Source organism: Streptomyces sp. NPDC059355 (assembly GCF_042752335.1).
GTDB lineage: Bacteria > Actinomycetota > Actinomycetes > Streptomycetales > Streptomycetaceae > Streptomyces.
Genome location: NZ_JBHYXN010000008.1, coordinates 209241 through 232046, shown reverse-complemented (window position 1 = coordinate 232046; position 22806 = coordinate 209241). Strand labels below are relative to the sequence as shown.

General features: G+C 76.0%; 16 protein-coding genes. 15 read left to right on the top strand and 1 reads right to left on the bottom strand.

The window, feature by feature from the left end; translation table 11 throughout:
* Nucleotides 1-952: RNA-guided endonuclease InsQ/TnpB family protein (locus ACFXGI_RS11005; RefSeq protein WP_384705117.1), on the bottom strand; the 952-nt coding region annotated here is incomplete at its 3' end.
* A gap of 143 nt (nt 953-1095) precedes the next feature.
* Here ACFXGI_RS11005 and ACFXGI_RS11000 point away from each other — a divergent pair.
* Genes ACFXGI_RS11000 through ACFXGI_RS10930 form a run of 15 tightly spaced genes read left to right on the top strand, consistent with a single transcriptional unit; the run spans nt 1096 to nt 22786 of the window.
* Complete coding sequence (locus ACFXGI_RS11000) at nt 1096-3111, top strand: hypothetical protein (protein ID WP_384705116.1); 2016 nt, start codon at nt 1096-1098, stop codon at nt 3109-3111.
* Nucleotides 3112-3118: 7 nt separating this feature from the next.
* The gene (locus ACFXGI_RS10995; RefSeq protein WP_384705115.1) at nt 3119-3697 is read left to right on the top strand and encodes a phage tail protein; all 579 of its coding nucleotides are present in this window, start codon (nt 3119-3121) and stop codon (nt 3695-3697) included.
* On the top strand, nt 3694-5028 hold the full coding sequence (locus ACFXGI_RS10990; RefSeq protein ID WP_384705114.1) for a hypothetical protein: 1335 nt from the start codon (nt 3694-3696) through the stop codon (nt 5026-5028). The genes ACFXGI_RS10995 and ACFXGI_RS10990 overlap by 4 nt, the downstream gene beginning before the upstream one ends.
* The gene (locus ACFXGI_RS10985) at nt 5025-5207 is read left to right on the top strand and encodes a hypothetical protein (protein WP_384705113.1); all 183 of its coding nucleotides are present in this window, start codon (nt 5025-5027) and stop codon (nt 5205-5207) included. Before ACFXGI_RS10990 ends, ACFXGI_RS10985 begins: the two co-directional genes overlap by 4 nt.
* On the top strand, nt 5200-6285 hold the full coding sequence (locus tag ACFXGI_RS10980) for a phage late control D family protein (protein WP_384705112.1): 1086 nt from the start codon (nt 5200-5202) through the stop codon (nt 6283-6285). Before ACFXGI_RS10985 ends, ACFXGI_RS10980 begins: the two co-directional genes overlap by 8 nt.
* The gene (locus ACFXGI_RS10975; RefSeq protein WP_384705111.1) at nt 6285-6950 is read left to right on the top strand and encodes a phage baseplate assembly protein V; all 666 of its coding nucleotides are present in this window, start codon (nt 6285-6287) and stop codon (nt 6948-6950) included. The genes ACFXGI_RS10980 and ACFXGI_RS10975 overlap by 1 nt, the downstream gene beginning before the upstream one ends.
* Complete coding sequence (locus tag ACFXGI_RS10970; RefSeq protein WP_384705110.1) at nt 6947-8500, top strand: hypothetical protein; 1554 nt, start codon at nt 6947-6949, stop codon at nt 8498-8500. The genes ACFXGI_RS10975 and ACFXGI_RS10970 overlap by 4 nt, the downstream gene beginning before the upstream one ends.
* A gap of 1 nt (nt 8501) precedes the next feature.
* Nucleotides 8502-11192 (top strand): hypothetical protein, encoded by a 2691-nt coding sequence (locus ACFXGI_RS10965; protein WP_384705109.1) that lies wholly within the window; start codon nt 8502-8504, stop codon nt 11190-11192.
* A gap of 50 nt (nt 11193-11242) precedes the next feature.
* A complete protein-coding gene (locus ACFXGI_RS10960) occupies nt 11243-11713 on the top strand; it encodes a GPW/gp25 family protein (RefSeq protein ID WP_384705108.1) in 471 nt (156 codons plus the stop codon).
* A gap of 18 nt (nt 11714-11731) precedes the next feature.
* Nucleotides 11732-13906: a putative baseplate assembly protein gene (locus ACFXGI_RS10955; protein WP_384705107.1), complete on the top strand. Its 2175-nt coding sequence runs from the start codon at nt 11732-11734 to the stop codon at nt 13904-13906.
* Entirely contained in the window at nt 13906-16047 is a 2142-nt protein-coding gene (locus tag ACFXGI_RS10950) for a phage tail protein (protein WP_384705106.1), read from the top strand. Before ACFXGI_RS10955 ends, ACFXGI_RS10950 begins: the two co-directional genes overlap by 1 nt.
* Complete coding sequence (locus ACFXGI_RS10945; protein WP_384705105.1) at nt 16044-17852, top strand: hypothetical protein; 1809 nt, start codon at nt 16044-16046, stop codon at nt 17850-17852. Before ACFXGI_RS10950 ends, ACFXGI_RS10945 begins: the two co-directional genes overlap by 4 nt.
* A complete protein-coding gene (locus ACFXGI_RS10940; protein WP_384705104.1) occupies nt 17845-19944 on the top strand; it encodes an ATP-binding protein in 2100 nt (699 codons plus the stop codon). Before ACFXGI_RS10945 ends, ACFXGI_RS10940 begins: the two co-directional genes overlap by 8 nt.
* Entirely contained in the window at nt 19941-21407 is a 1467-nt protein-coding gene (locus ACFXGI_RS10935) for a hypothetical protein (RefSeq protein ID WP_384705103.1), read from the top strand. The genes ACFXGI_RS10940 and ACFXGI_RS10935 overlap by 4 nt, the downstream gene beginning before the upstream one ends.
* Complete coding sequence (locus tag ACFXGI_RS10930) at nt 21404-22786, top strand: hypothetical protein (RefSeq protein WP_384705102.1); 1383 nt, start codon at nt 21404-21406, stop codon at nt 22784-22786. The genes ACFXGI_RS10935 and ACFXGI_RS10930 overlap by 4 nt, the downstream gene beginning before the upstream one ends.
* Nucleotides 22787-22806: the final 20 nt, after the last annotated feature.

Below are 22806 nucleotides of genomic sequence, written 5' to 3'. Positions count from 1 at the left end.
TGCACGTGTACGTCCTTTCGGAAAGGGGGAGTGCGTGCTTGGTTCTCGCTCCGCACCGTGCGCAGTCCATGGTGGTGTGCGCGGGGTGCACAAGGTGCAGCTTCCGGCCGTGCTTGTGGGCCTGCTCGATCAGGGCCGTCTTCGTGGCGCCGATCGCGGCGTCGGCTGCCTTGCGGGCCTTGCGGTACCCGGCGCTGTCCGGCCGGTTCTCGGGCGTCGCGCGGCGGGCCGTCATCCGTTGACAACGGGTCGGCCTTGCAGTGGCCTTCTTCCCGTGCTCGGCATGCGGGAGGCCGTGGGCATCGCAGGTGGTCGTAGCGGTCTCCTTCATGCCCCGATCCACACCGATCACCGCTCTGGTCTCCGGCAGCGGCTGCGTCTCGGCCGTCACGGCGAACGACGCGTACCAGTGCCCGAGGCTGTCGCGGTACACACGCACGCTGGTGGGGTCGGACGGCAGGTCACGCGACCACACGACCGTCAGCACGATCCCGCCCGCCAGGTGCAGACGGCCATCCTTGATCGAGAACCCGCGGCGAGTGGAGTTCAGCGACGGCACGGCCTCGCGCTTCCGCTTGATCCCGGGCATTCCGGCCCGCTGCCGCAGCGGCAGCCTCGCCTTGATGTCCTTCACCGCCTTGGCACGGGACTTCGCGAAGTCACGGATCGTCTGCTGCTGCGGCACCGAAGCACCCTCACGCAGCCAGGCCACCGACTGGCGGGTCTGGGCCGGCATCTCGTCGAGTCGTGCCGGACCGCACCTGATCTTCTGTTCTGCGTCCTTGTCGAGGGCGTGAACCCTGCGCGACATCGACACGCACTCGTTCCACACCCACCGGCACCGCGACCACTCGGCTTCGAGGCCGGCGAGCGCGGTGGAGGACAGACGCAGCCGGTACGTGTACCGGGCGCGCAAGCCGATCACGTTGTCGTCCAGAGGCTTCGTCGCCACGGTCGGAATCCAACAGCCCCCACTGACAACGGAAGGGAGCGCAGGCCAGGGCGGACGTGCGGAGGACTCCGCCGCTCCCCGGCTCCTTTCCAAGGACCCGTCACCGCCCCGTCTGCAGACCGGGACTTGCCCGGAGAAGCCGGGTGAGCCCCGCAGGATTTGCCGGACCGGGCCTCGGGGCGCCCGGGGTCTACCGGGACGGGCGGCGGGCGGCGCCCTCCTTCCGGCCCGTGCGCCTGGACATCGCGGGCTTCGTCGGCGTGGCACCCCGCGGACCCGTCGACGAGCCGGTGGCCGTCGACCGCTGGGCCGACTACCAGCGGTACTTCGGCGGCTTCGAGGGACCCGGGCTGCTGCCGTACGCGGTACGGGCCTTCTTCACCCAAGGCGGGGTCCGGGCCCACGTACTGCGGGTGGCGCCGCTGCCGCGGGCCCCGCATCCCGCCGCCGAGGAGGCCCGCGCCCTGCACCACACCACACTGGCCCGCGCGGACGGGCCCGGCGCCGACCCGGGCCGCGGGACGCCCTGTGCGGTCGGGCTGCGCGCCCGGGACGAGGGAAGCTGGGGCGGGCGGCTCTCGGTGCGCTGGGAGTTCACCGGCTCCGGGCAGTTCGAGGCCGCCGCGACCGGCCGGGAGCTGGCCCTGCCCGAAGGGCGCACCCCGCCGGCCGGCTCCGTGCTGAGGGTACGGGGGCCGGGGCTGCCGGCCTCCGGGAGCTTCTTCCGCGTCCTCGAACTGGCCGAACGGCAGGACGCGTACGGGTTGCGCGGCCGGGTCGCGGTCCTGGACCGGCCGCCGGGCGGCGGCGCGGCCGGCCGCGGGTCCCGACCGCCGGCCGTCGAGGCCGAGATCGTCACCGCCACCGTCACCGTGGCCGACGGCGACCCGGCCTACCCCCGCCTGGAGCGGTTCGCGGAACTCGGGCTGGGCCCCGCGCACCCCCGGTACGCCGCCGCCGTACTGGCCGCCGAATCCCTGCTGGTGGCCCCCGACGGGCCGTGGCCCGGGGCGCTGCTCCCTCCGGACGGGTACCTGGGCTCCGCCCTCTCCCGGCCCGTCCGCCCCGGCGCCGACCGCTACGGGGCCATCGGCGGTGACAGCTTCCAGGGGACGGTCCCCGCCGAACTGCTGCCCGTCGGCGGCTTCGAGGGCGCCGAGGAAGCCGTGCCGGGGCAGGTCGTCGGGATGGACCGGATGGCGCTGGTCGGCGAGGTCGCGCTGCTCTGCGTACCGGATCTGCTCTGGCAGTACGGCGAGTCCGTCCCCACCACCGAGACCCCGCCGAGGGAGCCCGGCGGCTCCTTCGCGCCCTGCCCGCCGCCGACCGCCCCCCTGACCTTGCACCCGGCCCGGCCGCGCGCCCTGCTCCTCGACGGTGCCGTGCAACTGCCCGAGATCCTGCTGCGCCAGCAGCGGCTCGTCGCCCTCGCCGAGCGTCAGCGCCGGTTCGTCGCCCTCCTCGACGTGCCGCCGGGGCTCCCCGTCCGGGCCGTCGCCCGCTGGCGGGCCGCCTTCGACAGTTCGTACGCCGCCGCGTACCACCCCTGGCTCGGGGTCGTCGCGCCCGAGGACCCGGACCGCCGGGCCGTGCACGTACCGCCCTGCGGGTTCGCCGCGGGGATCATCGCCGAGCGCGAGCGGAGCCTCGGACTGCCCTGGGGCCCGGCCAACGCCCTGGCCGCCGACGCCGTGACCGCCGCGCAGCGGCTCGGCGAGGCCGACTGCGACGAGCTGCACCTGCTCGGCATCGACGTGTTCCGCGCCGAGCGCGACGGCTACCGGCTCGCCTCGGCCCGTACCCTCTCCCGGGACCCCGACCACCGTCAGCTCAGCGTGCGCCGGCTGATGACCATGCTCCGGCTCGTACTGGACCGCCAAGCGCAGGGGCTGGCCTTCGAACCGCACACCCCGCAGCTGCGCGACGCCTTGCGCGCAGCCGTCGTCCAGCTGCTGCGGGGGCTGTACCGCGGCGGGGCGTTCGCCGGGGACACGGAGGACGAGGCCTTCTTCGTACGGTGCGACGAGCACCTCAACCCCGGCTGGTCGCAGGGGCTCGGACGGCTCGTCGCCGAGATCGGCGTGGCCCCCGCCCAGCCCTTGGAGTACCTCGTCCTGCGGATCGCGCAGGACGCCGACGGCGCCGTGGCGGTGACATGAGGTGAGCGTGCCCGAGCTCGTGCAGACCTTCCGGTTCCGGGTGCGGCTGACCCGCAGTGCCACGCCCGGCCCGACCGCCGCACCCCCGCCCGACATCCCCCGCCCGCCGTCCGAGGCCGGCGCTCCGGGCCCGGCCGCGGTCCTCCCGGGCGCCGCGGACGCGGCCCCCGGCCGGCTCGGCGACGGAGGCTTCCAGGAGTGCACGGGGCTGGCCCTGGAGGCCGACGTACGCGAGTACCTGCAGGGCGGCGCCAACGACGAAGTCGTACGCCGGGTCGGGCGGGTCAGGCTCCAGCCGCTCGTCCTCAAACGCGGCATGCTCATCGCCGCCGACGGCGGGAGCGCCGACACGAGCCTGTGGGACTGGCTGCACGGCATGGTCGCCGGCGGCGCCCCCGTACCCCGCTACGACGGCGACGTGGAGGTGCTGGACCCGGCCGGCCGACGGGTGGTCGCGCACTGGACGTTCGTCCGCGGACTGCCGCTGAAGATCACCGGACCGACGCTCAACGCCAGGACGGGGGAGATCGCCGTGGAGGAACTGCACATCGCGCACGAGGGCCTGCGCCTGGAGCGGACCCCGTGACCGCCCTGGTCCACGCCACCCTGCAGCGGCTCACGGTGACCGCCCAGCCGGGGAAGGACCGGCCGCCGCTCGTCAAGGAGGCCGAGGGCAGCAAGCCGCTGCCCGTCCAGTTCAACCCGGCCTCGCTGCGCATCAGCCGCAACAACAACGTGGACCGGGGCGGGGCCACCACGAAGAACCAGAAGGTCCAGCATCCCGCCCAGGAGGGCTCGACCCTCGCCTTCGACCTGGAATTCGACACCGCCGAGCAGCGCGGCGGCGGACAGTACGTGGACGTACGCCGCTGGACCGCCCTGGTACGGCAGTTCGTCGAACCCCCCGAGAAGACGAGCGACCCGCCGCCGGCCGTCCGCTTCGTCTGGGGCACCCTGCGCTACAACGGCATCGTCACGCAGGTCACCGAGGAGCTCGACCACTTCGCCCCCGACGGGACCCCGCTGCGGGCCAAGGTGGGGGTGACCATCGTCGAGCAGAACTTCGCGTACCAGGCACACGACGAGGGACCCGGCACCCGCGACGCCCGCACCGCCACCGAGGCCGGCGACCGGCGCACCGGAGCCGCGCCCGGTACGGCCGGCACCAGCCGGCCCCGGCAGGTCGTCCAGGCCCGGGAGGGGGAGTCCGCCCAGCAGCTGCTGTCCCGGCTCGGGCTGGACCCGGCGGCCTGGCGCGGTGCGATGAGCGGGCTCGACAGTCCGCTGACCCTGGCGGCGGGGGCCGCCGTCCAGCTGGGCGCGGAGGTCTCGGCGGGGTTCGCGGCCGCGGCGGGGACCGGTCTCTCCGCGGGCTTCGCCGGGGACGCCGCACCGACGTCGGTCGGGGGCCTGGCCGCCGCGCTGGGCACCGGCCGGGGGCCCGGGGCGGACCCGGCGCTCGCCGGCTTCGTCCTCGGCGCGGCGGGCGGCATCGCCGCGTCGGCGGACATCGTGGCCGGCGCCGCCGTGGACACCGCCACCGCGCGGGCCCGGCAGAGCTTCGAGGTGCCGGCCACGGCGCCGGGCCCGCCCGTACGCGGACCGGTCCGGCCGCAGGGCCCGGCCGGGTACGCCCCGCCGCCCGAGCTCGACCGCCGCTCCCTCGGCTACGGCCGGGGCGTACCGCTGCGGGCCCGCGCCGACCCCGCGACCCTCGCCGAGGTCCGGGCCGGCGGCGCCCGAAGCCTCGCCGACCGGGCCCGGCGCGAGGAGGTCCCGCCGCCCGACCCGGGAGCCGCCCCGTGGGAGCGGCTGCCGCCCGCCGCCCCCGGCCGGGCCGCCGCCGACTGCGAGCAACGCGACCGTGACGCGGGCCCGACCACCCTGAGGTGGACACCGCGAGGAGGCCCGCCATGAGCGTGTACATCGGAGAGCTGCACACCGACGTCGTGCCGGCCGCGGGCGGCACCGCCCCGCCCGCCGCCGGACCGGACCGGGCCGGCGGGAAATGGGCGGCCGCCGAACACCACCGCGAAGCCTGCGAACGGGCCGCCTGGCTCGCCGCCCGCGTCGCGGCGGAGGGCTTCGATGACTGAGGCGGCCATCGCGACCGTGTCGCCCGTCTTCGAGGTCGGCGGCTCCCTGGTCAGGGACCTCGCACGGGACTGCGTACGCCTGGAGGTCGCCGAAGGCGTCGAGGGACTGCGCACCCTGCGCGGGCACTTCCTCGCCGTCGGCGCCGGAGCCAAGGGTCCCCAGGACCGGCTGCGGCACCTCGACGGGTCCACGGTCGGCCTGGGCAGCGCGCTGAAGGTGGCACTCGGCCCGCCGTCGCGCCAGCGGTACGTCTTCGAAGGCGTCGTCTCCGGCCTCGAACTCGTCCTGGGCGACGGCGAACCGCCGCTGGTCCTCGTCCACGCCGAGGACGCGCTGATGCGGCTGCGCATGACCCGCCGGATGCGTACGTACCACCACACCACCGACGCGGGAGTCGCCGAAGAGGTGGCGCGCGAGCACGGGCTCGCCGCCGACGCGGACGTCCCCGGGCCCCGCTACGACGTCCTGCAGCAGCTCAACCAGAGCGACCTCGCCTTCCTGCGGGAGCGGGCCAGGCTGGTCCAGGCCGAACTGTGGGCGACCGGCCGCACCCTGCACTTCCGCCCCCGCGGCAGCCGCGGCACGACCCCGCAGACCCTCGTCTACGGCGGCGAGCTCATGTCGGTCCGGCTCTGCGCCGACCTCGCCCACCAGCGCAGCGAGGTCGCCGTCACCGGGTACGACGCCGACCGGCGCGAGATCGTCGACGAGCGGGCCGGCCCCGAGGTCGTCGAGGCGGAGACGGCCGGCGGCCGCACCGGGGCCAGGGTCCTCGCCCGGGCCCTGGGCCCCGCCACCGGCCTGCGCGTCCGGGAGGCGGCACTGACCGCCGAGGAGGCCGGGGCCTGGGCGCGCGCCGAAATGCTGCGCCGCGGACGCCGGTTCGTGACGGTCGCGGGCACCACCAACGGCAGCCCCGACCTCGTCGTCGGCGGCGCGCTCACCCTGCGCTCGGTCGGCGCCCCCTTCGAGGGGGAGGGGTACACGGTCACCAGGATCCGGCACACCTTCGACGCGGACCACGGCTTCCGCACCCGCTTCGACGCCGAACGCTCCAGCATGAACGAGGTGGTGTGATGCCCCTGCCCGCTCCCGCGGACGGCTCGGTCCCCGGATACTTCGGCGTCTACCCGGCGTTCGTCACCGACATCGTGGACGAGAAGCGGCTCGGCCGGGTGGAGGTCCGCTTCCCCTGGCTGGGCACGGACGGGGACCGCGACGTACGAGCCTGGGCCACGCTCTGCTCCCCGTACGCCGACGACGAGCAGGGCCTGCTGGTACTGCCCGAGGTGGGCAGTCAGGTCGTCGTCGCCTTCGAGGCGGGCAACCCGCGCCGCCCGTACGTCCTCGGCGCGGCCTGGAACGGCCGTGCCGCCCTGCCGCACGAGCCGCAGGACGCCAACAACCTGCGCACGCTGCGGTCGAGGGCGGACAGCAGGCTGGAGTTCGACGACACCCCGGGCGCGGCCAAGGTGCGGATCACCATGGCCTCCGGACACGAGGTGACCCTCGACGACGCCACCCAGCAGGTGACGATCCGGCACAGCGGCGGCTGTGTGGTGCGGCTGACGCCGACCGCGGTGGAGGTGCAGGCGAACGTGTCCGTCGACGTCAAGGCGCCCATGGTGGCGGTGAACGCCCCGCTGTCGACCTTCAGCGGGCTGGTGAAATGCGGGACGCTGGTCACCGAACAAGTGGTGATCTCCCCGGCCTACACCCCCGGCGCCGGGAACATCTGGTGACCGCCGCGGCGGAGCACGCGGAGCACGGTTTCAAGGTCCTCGCCCCCTGGTACGCCTGCGAGCGCGGGCACTTCGACCGTTTCGACCCCTCGGCGCACGCCCCGGCGCTGCAGAAGTACGCCTCCGCCGAGTTCGTACGGGCCCTCGTGGCCGATCCGCGCGACTCGCTGCGTTTCGACCCCGACGAGGACGTCTGGTCCTACCCGGTGCCCGTGGACCTCGCCGACCGGGGTCCGGGCCGCGCCCGGTTCGCCACCCACCGGCTGGTCCGCACCCGGCTGCGCAAGCTCTACCAGCCCAGCCACGAGCGGTTCTACGCGGTCGTCGTCGAGCTCTTCTGCGACCGGCCCGGGCTGCCGCGCCCGCAGTCCGCCGAAGGGCTCGAGGTGGGGTTCGTGATGCGCCGGCGCCATGTGGAGATGGACGCGCCGCCCAAGGTGCTGCGCACGCTCTCCCGCAGGCTGACGGCGGAGCTGCGCGCGGCCGGGAACCGCACGGCGGCGGAGTCGGGTCCGTACCTTTCGGAGGCCCGGGACGTGCTGTGGGCCGATCTCGCCCACCGCACGGCCTTCGAGGACGCGCACCGCGAACTCCTCGACAAGGTCGACCTGAAGAAGGAGACCCAGGCCTGGATGGCCGGGCCCGCGGGCGGCCGGTGGCGCAAGCTCGGCGAGCCCCCGGCGGCCGGCCTCCTCGAGGACCGGGAGCAGGAGCTGCCGATGTGGCGGCTGCCCGCCCGCTCGGGTGACTGCGCGCACGGAACGCCCCCGCCGGAGCGGTCGCTGTGGTTCGGGGTCGTACCGACGGCCTCCGCCGACCACGACGACCGGGGCGCCCCCAAGCTGGACGAACGCTCCGTCTACGAACTGCGCTGCTTCGTACGCCGCACCCCGCCGCCGGGGCACGAGCACTGCCCGCCTCAGATCTCCTGGAGCAAGCCCACCGAGGCGTTCCGGCTCGCCCCGTTCTTCGACCCCGAGGGCACCAAGAACCGGAAGACCTCCATCACCATGCCCGACTTCCGGGCAGTGGCCGCCCGGGCCGCCGCACCGCCCGCACCCGGCGGGGTCGCGATCACCAGCCCGCCCGGCTCGCAGCTGTCCTTCGACCCGGGCGGCGGTATGCCCGGCGGCGGCTCGGTGGGCGGCACCGCCTCCCGGACCTGCACCTTCGCCCTCGAGATCTTCATGATCGTGGCCTTCTTCGTGTTCAGCCTGTTCCTGCCGATCGTGGTCTTCCTCTTCCAGCTGTGGTGGCTGCTCGCCCTGCGCTTCTGCCTGCCGCCCTCGCTGGAGGCGGCCGCCGCGCTCAAGGCCTTCTTCGACGGCACCAAGACGCTCGCCGACATGGGGCAGGCGCAGACCGACGCCTTCGACGAACTCCTCGCAACCAAGGGCGCGGGCGCCCGTCTGAGGGACGCGAGCGGCTCCTTCGCCCAGGACGACCTCGACGACCTGGTGGACCTGGTCACCCCGCCCGCCACCGCCCCGGTCCCGCCACCGCCCCGGCCGGAGCCACCGGTGAACGACCCGCTGTGCGAGGGAGGATGAAATGGCCGCTCCGGCCCCCGCGGCCCGGGAACCGGCCCGCGCACCCGCCCCGGCCCCGGCCGTACGGACACCCGCGCAGGCCCCCGTATCCGCCGCGCCGGGGAAGCTCGCGGACGAGCTCTCCCGTACGGTCCTCGCCCCCGACGTCCCCAAGGAGGAAGTGGCGCTCCAGGGCGGAGCGGCCCTCGCCGCGCCCGCGCCGGTCGAGGAGTACCTGGACCGCAAGGGGACCGCGGGCGGGCCCGTACGCGTCCGCCTGGGCGCGCTCGCGGCAGGCACCCTCCACCTGCGCAAGACCGGCCAGGGGATCACCACCGGACCCGGGAGCGGCTTCCAGGCGGTCCCGCTGCTGCACCCGCTGCTGCTGCCGCTGCGCACCCGGGGCATCGAGCCGGTGCTCGCCCTGCGCGTGCGCGACGGCACGCTGGAGGGGCACGCGTCGGCGAAGGTGAAGGGCGTCCTGCTCGACGGGGCCCGGGGCCTGTTCGACACCCTGCAGGGCTCCGCCGAGACGCTGGGCTGGCACGGTGTGGGCGGTCTGCGCCTGGCGGGCGTGGAGAACGAACTGCGGGGCCCGACCCTCTTCGTGAAGGCCGGCGGGATGTCCTTCACGCTCGGCGGGTTCCTCGGCGCCTCCGGGAGCCTCGGCCTCGCGGGAGAGCTGGTCACCTTCGACGCCGTGGCGAAGGGCACGGTGGCCGGGCTCGGCTCGGTGGAGGTGCCGGTGGTCCGGGGGCCGGACGGGGCGCTGTCCGGGAAGGCGGTCGTGGACGTGGCGCTGCGCGGGTTCACCGGGCAGGTGACGGCCGCGTTCGCCGCCGGGCTCGTCGACGTACGGGGGACCGTGCGCTACGCCAACGACAGGTTCGACGGCCAGGTGACGCTGGTGGCGACCGACGCCAGGACGGCGAAGGAGCTGACGGACAGCCAACTCCCCGGGCAGGTCACGTCCGCGAGGGCGGTGACCGGTGGGACGGCGGGCCCGGACACGGCGGGCCCGGACATGGCGGAACGTGCGGGTCCGCAGCCCGGCCCCCGGGTGGTGGCCGGCTGGGGAACGGTCCACGTCCGGCTGGCGGACTGGTTGAGCGGCGAGGCGCTGGTGGTGGTCGACCACCACGGCGACGTCACGGTCGTCGGCAAGATCCTGCCGAAGATGGACAAGCCGCTCTTCGAGCCGAAGGACACCGTCAAGCAGCTCGCGAAGTTCGAGGTCCGCGCGGCCTACGGCATCCCGCTGGTCGGCAACGTCTTCCTGTTCGCCAACATCGGCCTCGAAGCGGTCGCGAAGGTCGGTCCCGCGACGCTCGACCGGATGGAGCTGACCGGCACCTGGTCGACCAGGCCGGAGGTGCTGAAGAGCTTCGGTCTGACCGGCACCCTCAACATCCAGGCCTACGCGGGCCTGCGGCTGAAGGCCGAGGGCGGCGCGGGCGTCCAGCTCGTGGGCCACGACGTCAAGGCGGGCATCGCCGTCATCGCGCTCGCCGGAGTGCGCGGTTACGTCGAGGCCACTCCGGTGATCGGCTACCGGGAGGTCGCCGATCCGAAGGCGGGCAAGCACGGGGAGTTCTTCCTGGCCGGGCACATGGAGATCGCGGCCCAGCCGTTCCTCGGGCTCGGCGGTGAACTCTTCGTCGAACTGGACAGCCCGTGGTGGTCCCCGGCGCCGGACAAGCGCTGGAACTGGCCGCTGGGGCAGCTGGAGTACCCGCTGCCGGGGGAGTTCGGGATCGGGGCGGACGTGGAGCACGTCCTGGGCTCGGGGAAGGTCCCCGAGATCACCTTCGGCGAGGTGAACTTCAGCCCGGACAAGTTCCTGACGGACCTGGTGAACGACCACGTCCCGCCCAAATCGGCCAAGGAGGAGCAGAAGAAGGGCGCCTGGAAGGCTCCGGGCGCCCCGGCGACCGCCGTGAAGGCCCCGGCGAAGGCCGCCTCCGTCCCGGCCCCGGCCAAGCCGGCCAAGGACGGCCCGGCGGTTCCGCCACCGGAAAAGAAGGACCGCTGGCTGACGGGCCTGCAGGCGCTGGGCCTCCTTGCAGAGCGCTCGCACAAGGATCCGTACGACGAGACCGAGCTGCGGGACGCGCTGGCCGGCATCAGGAAGACGCACGGATTCACCGTCCTCGACGCCGAACGGGAGGGGGAGAAGTGGCAGATCACGGCGGGGATGAGCCCCAAGGCGAAGGCGGTGAAGGTCGACGCCGCACCGAAGAAGGCGAAGGAGCCGGGAGAGGAGGGTGTCGACCGACGCGTGCAGAGCAAGAGCCACCCCCTGTACAAGGAGGAATACCTGCCCGCGTTCAAGGGAGGCCGGCACCAGGGCTTGAAGAACGGCCCGCGGAACTACGCAGGTACGGAGATCAACCACATTCCGCCGTACGGTGTCTACTCGAAGATCACCGACCTCTCGTTCGGCAAAGGGCCGGCGATCCAGATGGACAAGATGGACCATCGAGGCCTGAGGGACCGCTGGGGCAACTGGTTCCATCCGCGGGTGGCCAGCACCGGGTCCTGGGACGAGGCCAAGGAGCACCGCGCGGACCAGCTGAGCCTGATGAAGCGCAAGAAGTTCAACGCCGCCGTGGAGAAGGACATCGACGACATCGAGTCGAAGTTCGGCAACAAGTACGTGAATGCCATCGAGCAGATGAAGCCCGAACTCCGCGAGGTGGGCTGGTGGAAGTGACCGGCGCATGAGAGACGCCCCGGTGACGGTCCCCCCGGAGTATGGACGCCATGGCATCTGACGCCCTGACATCCGCCCCCGGCGGCCCCGGCCCCGGAGCCCCGTCCGCCGCCGAGGCCCGGCTCGGGACCGGGGTGCGGTTCCCGTTCCGGCCCGGGAACGGCAGTGGGAACGCAGGCGCGAGCGCGGGCGGAGGCCGGCTCGCGTGGGTCGCGGGGGCCGCCGCGATCCGGCAGTCCGTCGAGACCATCCTCGACACCGAGCCCGGCGAGCGCGTCATGCGCCCCACCTTCGGCTGCGGACTGCGCCGCCACCTCATGGCCCCCAACACCCCTGCCACCCGCACCGCGATCGCCGCCGAGATCGGCGAGGCCCTCAGCGCCTGGGAGCCCCGGATCCGGGTCACCGAGGTCGCCGTGACCCCGGGGGAGGAGCCCGCCCTCGTATGGATCGACATCGCCTACGTGCACCTGCTCGACCTGCGCCCGGACAACCTCGTCTACCCCTTCTACCTGCGGTAGGGGCCGGGTGACGACGGTATGCCGCTGATCGGCCCCATCCTCGACGACCGCACCTTCGAACAGCTCCGGGACGAGCTGGTCAAGCGGATCCCGGTCTACGCGCCCGAGTGGACCGACCACAACGCCGGCGACCCCGGCATCGCCCTGCTCGAACTCTTCGCACACCTGGGCGAGTCCCTGCTCTTCCGCTTCAACCAGATCCCCGACGCCACCAAGGTCGCCTTCCTGCGGCTGCTCGGCGTCCGCCCGCGCCCCGCGCTCACCGCCCGCGCCCTCCTCGTCCTGCAGACCCAACGCCCCGAGGGCGTCCAGGTGCTGCGCGGTGCCGAGGCCCGGGCCGGCGCGATCGCCTTCGAGACCGGCGACGAGGTCGTCGCCTGGCCCCTGGAGACCCTCGCCGTCGGCAAGACGCCCGCCCCCGAGGCGCCCGGCCCCGCCGAGAGCCGGCGCAGGCAGAACGCGGTCGAGGCCCTGCCCAGGGAAGAGCGCGCGCGGGTGGCGTCCGGAGCCCCGGTCTCCTTCTACGTCACCACCGCCGTCCCCGCCGACCCGCTGGACCCCGACCGGCCGCCCCTGGACGTCAGCACCACCCTCGACCGCTCGCTGTGGATCGCCCTGCTGGCCAAGAACACCACCGACCCCCGCCTGATGGCCGGCCGGACCCTCTTCGTCGGTGTCGTCCCCGACGAGCAGCTCCCGCGCCCGTACGACCTGCGCGCCCGCGACACCGAGGACCCGACCCGGCTGCGGGCGGGCGACCTCGTGAGCGCCCCGCCCGGCTTCCTCTGGGAGCTGTGGAACGGCCCCGGGGCCCCCACCGCCTTCACCTCCCTCGCCGTCCTCGGCGACACCACCCGCGGGCTCACCACCGCCGGCGTGGTCTCCGTCGAGCTGCCGGCCGCCTTCCCCACCCACCCCCGGGGCCGCACCGGCCCCGGGGACCTGCAGGGTCCGCCCCCCATCGACGACGAGAAGACGGCCGACCGCGTCCTGGGCTGGCTGCGGGTACGCCGCCCCGCCGACGAGAACGACGCCATCCACCGCATCCGCTGGGTCGGCGTCAACGCCGTCGGCGCCGTCCAGGCCCGCACCGCCGCACCCGAACTCCTCGGCACGGGCACCGCCGACGCCGGCCAGGTCCTGCGCGTCACCCAGCGCCCCGTCCTCGCCGGCAGCGTCCGCCTGGAGGTCGAGGAGGCCGACGGCTGGCGGCCCTGGACCGAGGTCGAGGACTTCGCGGGCAGCGGCCCCTTCGACCGGCACTACACCCTCGACGCCGAAGCAGGACTCGTCCGCTTCGGCAGCCGCTGCCGCCTGCCCCAGATCGGCGAGCGCATCCGCGTCCTCGCCTACCGGTACGGCGGCGGCTCCGCCGGGAACGTCCCGGCGGGCGCGATCGGCGCGCTCACCGGTGTCGCCGGCGTCAAGGTCGCCAACCCCCTCCCGGCGGCCGGCGGCGCCGACCCGGCCTCCCTCGCCGACGCCCTGGAGGCCCTGCCCGCCGAGGTGCACCGCCGCGACCGGGCCGTCACCTCCGAGGACTTCCGCTCCCTCGCCCTCGAAGTCCCCGGCGTACGCCGCGCCGAGACCCTGCCCCTGCTGCACCCCGACACGCCCGCCCAGCCCGCCGCCGGCGTCGTCAGCGTGCTCGTCTTCCCCACCGAGGACCTGCGCGACCCCGGCGCCCCGCTGCCCGACCTCGCCCTGCTGCGCCAGGTCGCCGCGTACCTCGCCCCCCGGCGCCTGGTCACCACCGAGTTGTACGTCATCCCGCCCACCTACGTGGACATCGCCGTCTCCGTGGGCATCCGCACCCGCGACGGCTACCAGCCCGACGCGGTACGCCGCTGGGTCGAGCTGATCCTGCGCCAGTACCTCGCCCCGCTGCCGCCGTACGGGCCCGAAGGCGCGGGGTGGCCGCTGGGCCGGGCCGTGCGCCGCGCCGAACTGGAGGCCGTCGCCGTCCAGGTGGAGGGCCTGGAGTACCTGGAGGACGAGCTGCTGCTGGCCCGCCGCTCCGGTACGGGATGGACCCCGCTGCCGCTCGTCCCGCTGGAGCCGTGGGAGGTGCCCCGGGTCGCCGCCGTCACCGTGGTCACCGGCGGCCCGCTGCCCGTCGGATCCGGCTACGGCACCCCGCCGCCGCACCCCGGCGACCCCGTCGTCGTACCGCTCCCCCCGGAGGTGTGCTGATGTACGGCGACCGCGCGATCGGCGTCCTGGCCGATCCGGACCAGTGGGTGCGCTGCCGCCACGAGTCCACCGCCCTCCTCGACGAGGGCGGGGTCTGCCTCGCCTGGGAACCCGAGCCCGAGGCGGGGCCCGACCCCGGGACGGCGGTGCACGGACCCGCCGGACTGGCCTTCGACCGCTGGGGCCGCGCCTACCGCTCCTACCCGCGCGCCGGACGCGTGGACGTCATCCCGCCCGGTGGCGGCACCGACGGCCCGCCCCGGCACCGGCCCGGCACCCTGTGCGTCCCGCGCGGGCTCGCCGTGGACGGCGCCCAGCGGCTGTTCATCGCCGAGTCCGGGGCCGGCGCCGTCCACGTCGTCGACCTGTGGGGCGAACGGCTGCTGCGCCGGGTCCCCGTCCGCAGCGCGGCCCGCCCGCACTGCCGGCCCCTCGACGTCACCGCCCACTGCGGGGCGGTGGCCGTCCTCGTCACCCGGCCCGCCGGGATCGTGCTCCTCCAGGGCCGCCGCGGACCGGTGCGCGGACCCGTACTGCGCCACCCGGCGGGGAGCGACGGCCTGCGCCCCAGCCGGATCGCCGACCACGCCGGGCACCTCCACGTGCTGTGGACCGGCGCGGCCGGCGGGCACGCCGTCGTCGCCCGCGCCGACGGCACCCGGCCGCTCGCCGTACCCGACGCCACCGACCTCGACCTGACCGCCGACGGGGCACTGGTGGTGGCCCGGGGCCCCGGCCGGCCGCTGCGGCGGTTCCGTACGGACGGTGCGGCCTGGGCGGAGATCGAACCCCTGCGCGCCCCCGGCTACGACGGCGGCGCCATGACCGTGGGCCCCGACGGCCGCGTCGCGTTCACCACCGCCGAGGGCATCGCCCGTACCGCCGGACCCGCCGCCCGGTACACGCCCGCCGGGAGCGTCATCGGCTACCGCCTCGACGCGGGGGAGTACCGCACCCGCTGGGGCCGGCTGTTCCTCGACGCCTGCGTCCCGCCCGGCACCGAGGTCCGCGTCTCCTTCCTGACCAGCGACGAGGACACGGTCCCCGACCCGCTGCCCTGGTCGCCGCCCGTACGCGGACCGCGCACCGTACGCCACCCCGACCAGACCCCGCCGCTGCCCTCCAGCGCCCTCTACGCCGACCGGCTGCCGCCCTCCGCACCCTTGTTCCGGCGCCCGACCGGCCGCGAGCTGCCCTGGGCGCAGATCGGCCCCGAGGACGGGTTCGAGACGTACGAGGCTCCCGTCCAGGCCCCGCCCGGCCGCTACCTGTGGATCGTGCTCCGGCTCGCCGGCACCCCGCGCCTGACCCCCCGCGTCCGGGGCCTGCGCGTGGAGCGGCCCGGACACCGGCTGACCGCCGCGCTCCCCAGGGCCTGGAGCCGGGACGAGGCCGACGCCGCCTTCCTCCAGCGCTTCCTCGCCCCCGCCGAGGGCCTGCTCCACGAGCTGGACTCCCGCGCCGCCCTGCGCACCCTGCTGCTCGACCCCCGGGCCACCCCGCAGGAGGCCCTCGGCTGGCTGGCCGGGCTGCTCGGCCTGGCCCTGGACCGGCGCTGGCCGCCGGCGGCCCGGCGCGAGCTGATCGCCCAGGCGTACGACCTGTTCCGCATCCGCGGCACCGTCTCCTGCCTCGAACGCATCCTGCGGCTCTACCTCCCGCTGCCCATCAGCGTCGTGGAGCACTGGCGGCTGCGCGGCCTCGGCGGAGCGGTGCTCGGCGCCGGACCCGGCGGAGCCCCCGCACCGGCCGTCGGCGGCGCGGCGGGCACGGCCGGGGCGCTCGGCCGGTTCACGGTGGGCGGCACCCGGCCCGGGGAGGACGGCTACACCGCCACCGCGCACCGGTTCAGCGTGCTCATCCCCGCCGATCCGAGCCCGGTTCAACTCGACGTCGTCCGCGCCATCGTGGAAGCCCACAAACCGGCCCACACCCTCGTGGACATCTGCCCGCTGGGCACGGGCATGCGGATCGGCCGCACCCTGCACCTCGGGCTCACCTCCGTCGTCGGCCCCGGCGCGGCCTGGGGCCCCGCGGTCGTCGGCCGGGTCCGGGTCGGCGCGGACGGCATCGTGGGCGTGCCCGCCGCCGGCTCCCGCGTCGGCGAGAGCACCGTCACCGGGGCGGTGCGCGTCGGATGAGCGGCCCCACCGTGGTCATCGACCGGCTGACGGCGACCCTGCACCACGACCCCGCCGCGCCGCCGCGCGCCGAGGACCCGCTGCGCGGGCCGCTGCGGCACGCGGTCGCCGGCCCGCTGGAAACCGCCCTGCGCGCCCTGGACCTGCCACCGGGCCACTGGTGCCTGGCCCGGCTCGACCTCACCCTCGGCCTCGACCTGGACCGCCCCGGTCCGGCGCTCGCGCGGGAGTGGTCCGGGGCGGTCGCCGCCGCGATCGAGCGGACCGTGCGCGAGGGCGGCGCGGCGGCGCCGGACAACCTCGTGCACTACCGGCACGACGTGGACCTGCTCGCCGACGCGGTCGCCGGACTCGCCGCCGGGCGCCGCGAACGCCTGTGGGCCTGGCGGCAGACCGGCATCCTCGGGCCGGCCGACCCGGCCCCGGAGGCGGCGCCCGGCCCGGTGCTGCTGGCCGCCCTGGAACGCCACCCCCGGCTCGCCGCGGCCGCCGTGCTGCGCGCGGCCGGGGAGTGCGGGCTCGCCGCGCTGGACCGGGCCTGGGGGCGGGAGGGCTGGCAGCGCCTGGCCTCCCTCGCGGCGCCCGAGGAGCCCGAGGAGCCCGGCGCGGGGGCGTCCGACCCCGGTACCCGGGTGCTCGCCCGCACCCTGCTCGCCGGGTCGAGGCTGGCCGGGCTGGTCAGGGCGTCCCGGCTGCGGCCCGCCGAACCGACGCTCGCCGCCTGGGCCGTTCTGGTCCTGGCGGAAACCGACCCGGCCGTGCTGGAGCGGCCCGCCGCCCGGCCCGGACTGCGGGGACTCCTGACGGAGGGCCTGCGTGCCCTGGCCGGTGGTCCCGCCCGCCCGGCGCCCGAACCGGATGCGCGGGGCCGGGAGGTGCCGGACGGTGGCTGCGCCGGGTGCGCTGGATGCGGCGGGTCGGCCGGACGCACTGCAGACGGTGGATGTGGCGCGTGCGCCGGGGCTGCCGGCTGCGCCGGGGACGCCGGATGCACCGCGGACGGTGGATGCGGTGCGTGTGCCGGGGACACCCGGCGCGGCGGGTGTGCCGAGTGCGGCGGCGCCGAGTGTGCCGGATGCCGCCGGGACCCCGGGGGCTCCGGACACCCCGGGGACGCCGGGCGCGCCCGGCCCGGCGGATCGGGATCGGGCGCCGACGGTGCCCCGCCCGGCCGGGGCGCGCTGCCGCAAGTGCCTCCCGCCGCCGACCCGCCCCGCGCCGGTGCGGGGGATCCCGCGGCCGCCGGCCCCGCAGCGCCGGGCCCCGTACGGCCCGTAAGGCCCGCCCCCGATCCGGCGGACGGCGCCGCCACCGGCTGGGCCGGGCTGCTGTTCCTGCTCGCCGCGGCGCCAGAAGCCGGGCTCCCGGACCGCGCCCTCGACGAACCCGCCCTGGCCGCCCGGCCGTTGTCCTGGGTACTGCACGCCGCCGCCCGCGCCCTGTGCGGCCTCGCCCCCGAGGACCCCGCCGCCCTCGCCCTCGCCGGACTCGGCCCCGACCGCGCCACCGCTCTCCTGCGGGCCCCGGCGGCGACCCCGCGCGAGCAGGACGCCGTGGACGCGCTCGCCGCCGACTGGGCGCGGGCCACCGCCGCCCGCCTCGGCGAAGAGCGGTACGCGGACGATCCGTTCGGCGCCGTCCGGGCAGTCGCCCGCCGCCCCGGGCGGATCACGGCCGAGACCGGCTGGATCGAAGCCGTGTTCGCCTTCGCCGACACCGACCTGGCGGTCCGCCGCGCCGGGCTGGACCTCGACCCGGGCTGGCTGGGCTGGCTCGGCGCGGTCGTGAGGTACCGCTATGCCTGAGCGCATCAGCCGAGACCTCTCCCGGCGGGCGGCCGAAGTGGCCGTCCGGGTGGCCGAGTTGCTGGAGACCCTGTGCAGCGAGGAGGCCGGCGGCGAGTCCGTGGCCTTCCTGCGCGACTGGGCCGCCGGCGCCGCCCAGCGCGCCGCTGCCGCCCCCGGCGCCCGCCCTCCGGCAGACACCCCCCTCGACCGGCTCGTGCACCGGTTCGGGCTCGGCTCCCTGGAGACCGACCTGGTCCTGTTCGCCGGACTCCCCGACGAACACGAGGGCCTGGCCCGGACCTTCCGCACCATGAACCCCGGCGGTGCCCCGCACCCCAGCGTGGGCCTGGCCGGCCTGCTGACCGACTGCGCGGCCCGTACGGCGGCCCGCGGCGGCGTACGGGCGCAGGCCCCCGACCGGGTCGCCCTGCGCCGGCTGCTCCACGAGGGCCCGGCCGTACGGGCGGGCGTGCTCGCCCTCACCGGCGACGGCCCCTTCCACGAACGCTCCCTGACCCTCGCCGACGGGCTGTGGGAGGCCCTCCACGGCCACCCCGCCTGGCCCGCCGCCCTGGAGGAGGCCGACCCGGGACCGCCGGTCGCCGGACTCGACGGCTGGCTCGAACTCCCCGAAACCGTCCGGGCGGTCGCCGCCCTGCGCTCCCGCGCCCCCCGCATCCTGCTGGTCGGCGCCCGGGACGAGACCGTCGGCCTCAGCCGCTGCGCGGCCCTCGCCCGCGCCGCCGGACTCGGCCTGCTCGCCGCCCGGACCAGCCCCGAAGACCCGCGCGCGATGGGGCTGCTGGGGCTGCACGCCGCCGTACGGGACGCCGTGCCACTGCTGGTGGTGGCGGCCCCGGCGGGCGGGGCGGCGGGACCGGTCACCCCCGCCGTCGCCCGGATCCCCGGCCCGCTGCTGGTCTGCGCGGCGCCCGGCACCGTACGCCCCGGGCCGCACCGGCCCGTACTGGCCGTGCCGGTCGGGCCGATCGGCACGGCGGACCGGCGCACCGCCTGGCGGGCGGCGCTGCCCGAAGCGCCGGAGCACGCGCCCGAACTGGCCGCGCGCCACCCCCTCGACCCGGCACTCACCGCCCAGGTCGCCCTCGACGTGCACAGCCGCGCCGCGCTGGCCCCGGGCGCCCAGGAGGACGGCGGCGGCCCGGACGTCTCCGGCGCCATCCGGGCCCGCGCCGGGGCGCTGCTGCCCCCCGGCGTGGACCTGGTCGCCCCGCTGGCCCGCTGGCCGCGCCTCGTCCTCGGCGGGGAGGCGGACGGGCAGCTGCGGGACGCCGTGGCCCGGCTGCGCCACCAGGCGCTGGTCCTGGACGACTGGCGGCTGCGCGAGGCCGCCCGCGCCGCGCGCGGCGTACGGCTCCTGCTCACCGGGCCGCCGGGGACCGGGAAATCGCTGGCCGCCGAGGTACTGGCGACCGAGGCGGGCCGGGACCTGCTGGTCGTCGACGGCTCCGAGCTGGTGTCGAAGTACATCGGCGAGACGGAGAAGAACCTCGCCGCCTGCTTCGAAGTGGCCGAGCGCACGCAGGCGGTGTTCCTCCTCGACGAGGCCGACGCCCTGTTCGCCGCCCGTACGGAGGTCTCCGAGGCCAACGACCGGTTCGCGAACATGGAGACGGCCTATCTGCTCCAGCGGCTGGACCGCTTCGACGGGCTGGCGGTGCTGACGACGAACCTGCGGCAGAACATCGACGCCGCCTTCATCCGCCGCATGGACTTCGTCGTGGAGTTCCCGCTCCCCGACGAGGCCGGCCGGTACCGGATGTGGGAGCTGCACCTGCCCCGCGCGCTGCTGCACGCCGATGTCGACCTGGCGGGGCTCGCGCAGCACTACCCGGTCCCGGGCGGCTGGATCCGCAACGCCGCGATCGGCGCCGCCTTCCGGGCGGCGGACGACGGCGGAGCGGTCCGCCAGGGCCACCTCGTCGACGCGATGCGGCGCGAGTACGGCAAGGCGGCCCGCCCCTTCCCCGGGGAGCCGGCCGGGCCCGCCGGCGCCGGCGCGGACCGGCGGGCCGCGCGGGCCCTGGACCCGGCGTACGACTTCCCCGCCCCGGCGAACGGCCGGCGTACCCAGAAGGAGAGCTCATGACGGCGCTCGGCTCCGGCAGCACCCCGTGCGGCTGCGGTTGCGGGTCCGCCCCGGACCTGCCCGGCGACCCCTCGTACGGGGGCGGGCCGTGCGGCCCCGGCCCCTGCGGCGGGGACGAGCTGCCGGTGAACCCCTTCCTGGCGCTGCGCGCGGCCTTCGGGATGCTGCTCGGCGAGGACGACTTCCGCGTCCTGATGGGCAATCCGCGCGGCAAGCTCATGCTGCACAACGCCTGGCTGCACGGCTCCGGGGTGATCTGGGGGCTCGGGGTCGCCCGGGACGCCGACGAGCTCAGGGTGCTCCCCGGGCTGGCCGTGGACGGGCTCGGCCGCGAGCTCACCCTCGAAGCGGCCTGGTGCGTCTCCCTGACCGCCTGGGCGAGGGAATGGATCGAAGCGCACCCGCCGCGGCAGGAACCGGAGGCCGCCGCGGCCCGAACGCCCGCGGCCGACGGCCCCGAGCCCGATCCACCCCGGCGGTACGCCGTCGAGGCCTGGATCCTCGCGGAGTTCGCGTCCTGCCCGGACCGGCCGGTGCCCGCCCTCGCCGACCCGTGCGATGTGACCCGCCGGCACGACGACTTCTCCAGGATCGTCGAGACCGCGCGGATCACGATCCGCTCCACCGCCCCCGCGCCCTGGCGCCCGTACCACCGCGTACGGGTCCTCCTCGGGCTCGACGAGGCCGCCCCGGGGGACACCGCCGGGCAGGAGGCGCTGCGGGAGGCCGCCGAGGTGGCCCGGGTCCCGGCGCACCGGCGGGCACCGGCGCTGCTCGCCGCGTTCCGCCGGCTGGCCGCCGCGGACGCCACCGCGCTGGCACCGGAGCACGCGGAGGGCGACATGTGCCCGCCGTGGGCGCCGGTCACGGAGGACCACGCCCCCGTGGTACTCGCCCGCCTCACCGTCGAACTCACCGAGTACGACGGGTGCGTACGGATCGAGGAGGTGCGCGCCGACCCGTCCGTGCGGACCGCGGTCCTGCCCGCCACCACCGTCCAGGAGCTGGTGTGCGCACTGGCGCCCGGGATCATCGGCGCCGCCGCCGAGGCGGACGCCGGAGGCCCGCGCCTGATCCGCGACTCCGTCGCCTGGAGCCGCGAGCACACCGTGCTGAGTTTCGAGGTCACCGCCCCGCTCGCGGCGGGCTCCGCCGAACCGGAGGGCATCGAGATCACCTCGCTCTCCGGCTCCGGCCGCGGCTGGGCCGCCGACGAGGTCGCCGGGATCCGGGTGTCGGCCGACGGGATGCGGGTGAAGGTGGACCTCGACCAGCGCCCCGCGTACGAGACGGTCCGCGTCCGCGTCCGCGGCACCGGGCCCAAACCCCTGTACGGCCGCCACCCGCGCGCGCCCTTCGCCGGAATGGAGGGCGGCCCGCCGGGCACCGCCGACGAGGGGAACGACGCCGTCGTCACCGTCCATCTGCCGCGCCAGGCGGCCCCCGGGAGGACCGAGGAATGACGCTCAGCGAAGCCGCCGCCGAGGCCGCGCCGCCCGCCGGCCCCGCCAGCCCGGCCCCGCCCGCCGGCCCCTCCGCGACCGCCGACGGCGGGATCGACCGCCTCAACGCCTTCGACGGGCTGTTCCTGCGCGCCGAACACCTCAACCGCATCCAGGACTACGCCCGCGAGCTCGCCCTTGCCGTCGGCGCGGCGGGCGGTTCCGGCGTGGTCGACGGCTACGAGGTCAGCGTGAAGGACGGCACCCTGCGCGTCGGCGGCGGCCTCGCCGTCTCCGAGCAGGGCCGCCCGCTGCGCTCGCAGCGCCTCGTCACGCTCCCGCTCACCGGACTGAAACAGGGGCTCGACGGCTTCTGGTGGGTCGAAGTGGCCCCCGATTCCCGGCCCTACGGCGACGCCCCCGTACAGGGCAGCTACTGCGACGACCCCTGCGCCGGTACGGGGACCACCCGGCGCCCGTACATCGCCGAGGGGGTGCGGATCCGGCTGGCGGAGGGCGTCGAGCGGGGGCTCGACAACCAACTCCCCTCTTCCCGGCGCAATTTCCTCGCCTCGCGGATCTTCGGCGCCGAGCGCACCGAGCACTCCCCGTGGCCGTACGGTCCCGGCCGGGCGCACCTGCCGCCGTCCTGGGCCCCGCCGGCCGCGAGCCCGGGCCGGCCCGAGGCCGTACGTATCGCGGTCCTCCTGCGTGATCCCGGGAGCCCCGACGGGTGGGAGGTCGACACCTGGACGGCCCGGCGCGACCGGGCCGCGGCCCCGCCGCAGCGGTACTGGCAGTCACGGCTGGGGATGCGGCCCTGGGACGCGTACACGGCCCAGATCCTCCAGTTCCAGGACCAGTTGGCGCAGGTGCTGGGTGCCGCGCAGCCGTCGGCGGCCGATCTGGGGCCGCTGCTGGAGCAGTTGGCCCTCATCGGCGAACAGCGTTTCCTCAAGAGCCACACCAAGGACCAGCTGGGCGCGGAGGTGGCCCGGCTCATCACCGGCATCGGCGAAGGCGCCCTGGTCCGGCCGCGGGCGGCCGCCGGCCCGTACACCCTGGAGCAGCTGGGCATCGTGGAACTCCCGCCCGCCGGGTACCTGCCGTTCACCCCGGAGCCGGAGCCGGAGCCGGAGCCGGATCAGAGCGCCGCCCCCGGCGCCGCCCCCACCGGGATCCGGGCGCTCCTGGGGCAGCAGGTGGACCTCAGGTACTGCTCCTGCGCGCCGGCCGACGTCGCACGGGCCGTGGAGGAGGCGCGGCACCGGGACCGCATCCGGCTCGACCAGCCCGTCGGCGTGGACATCCTGCTGCCCGTGGACGACCGGGAGGCGCCGGTCGGCGACTGGGTCGCCTTCGTCCGGAGGGAACAGCGCCACTGCTGCAGCCCCGGATGAAAAATAGCACTCGGTGACTG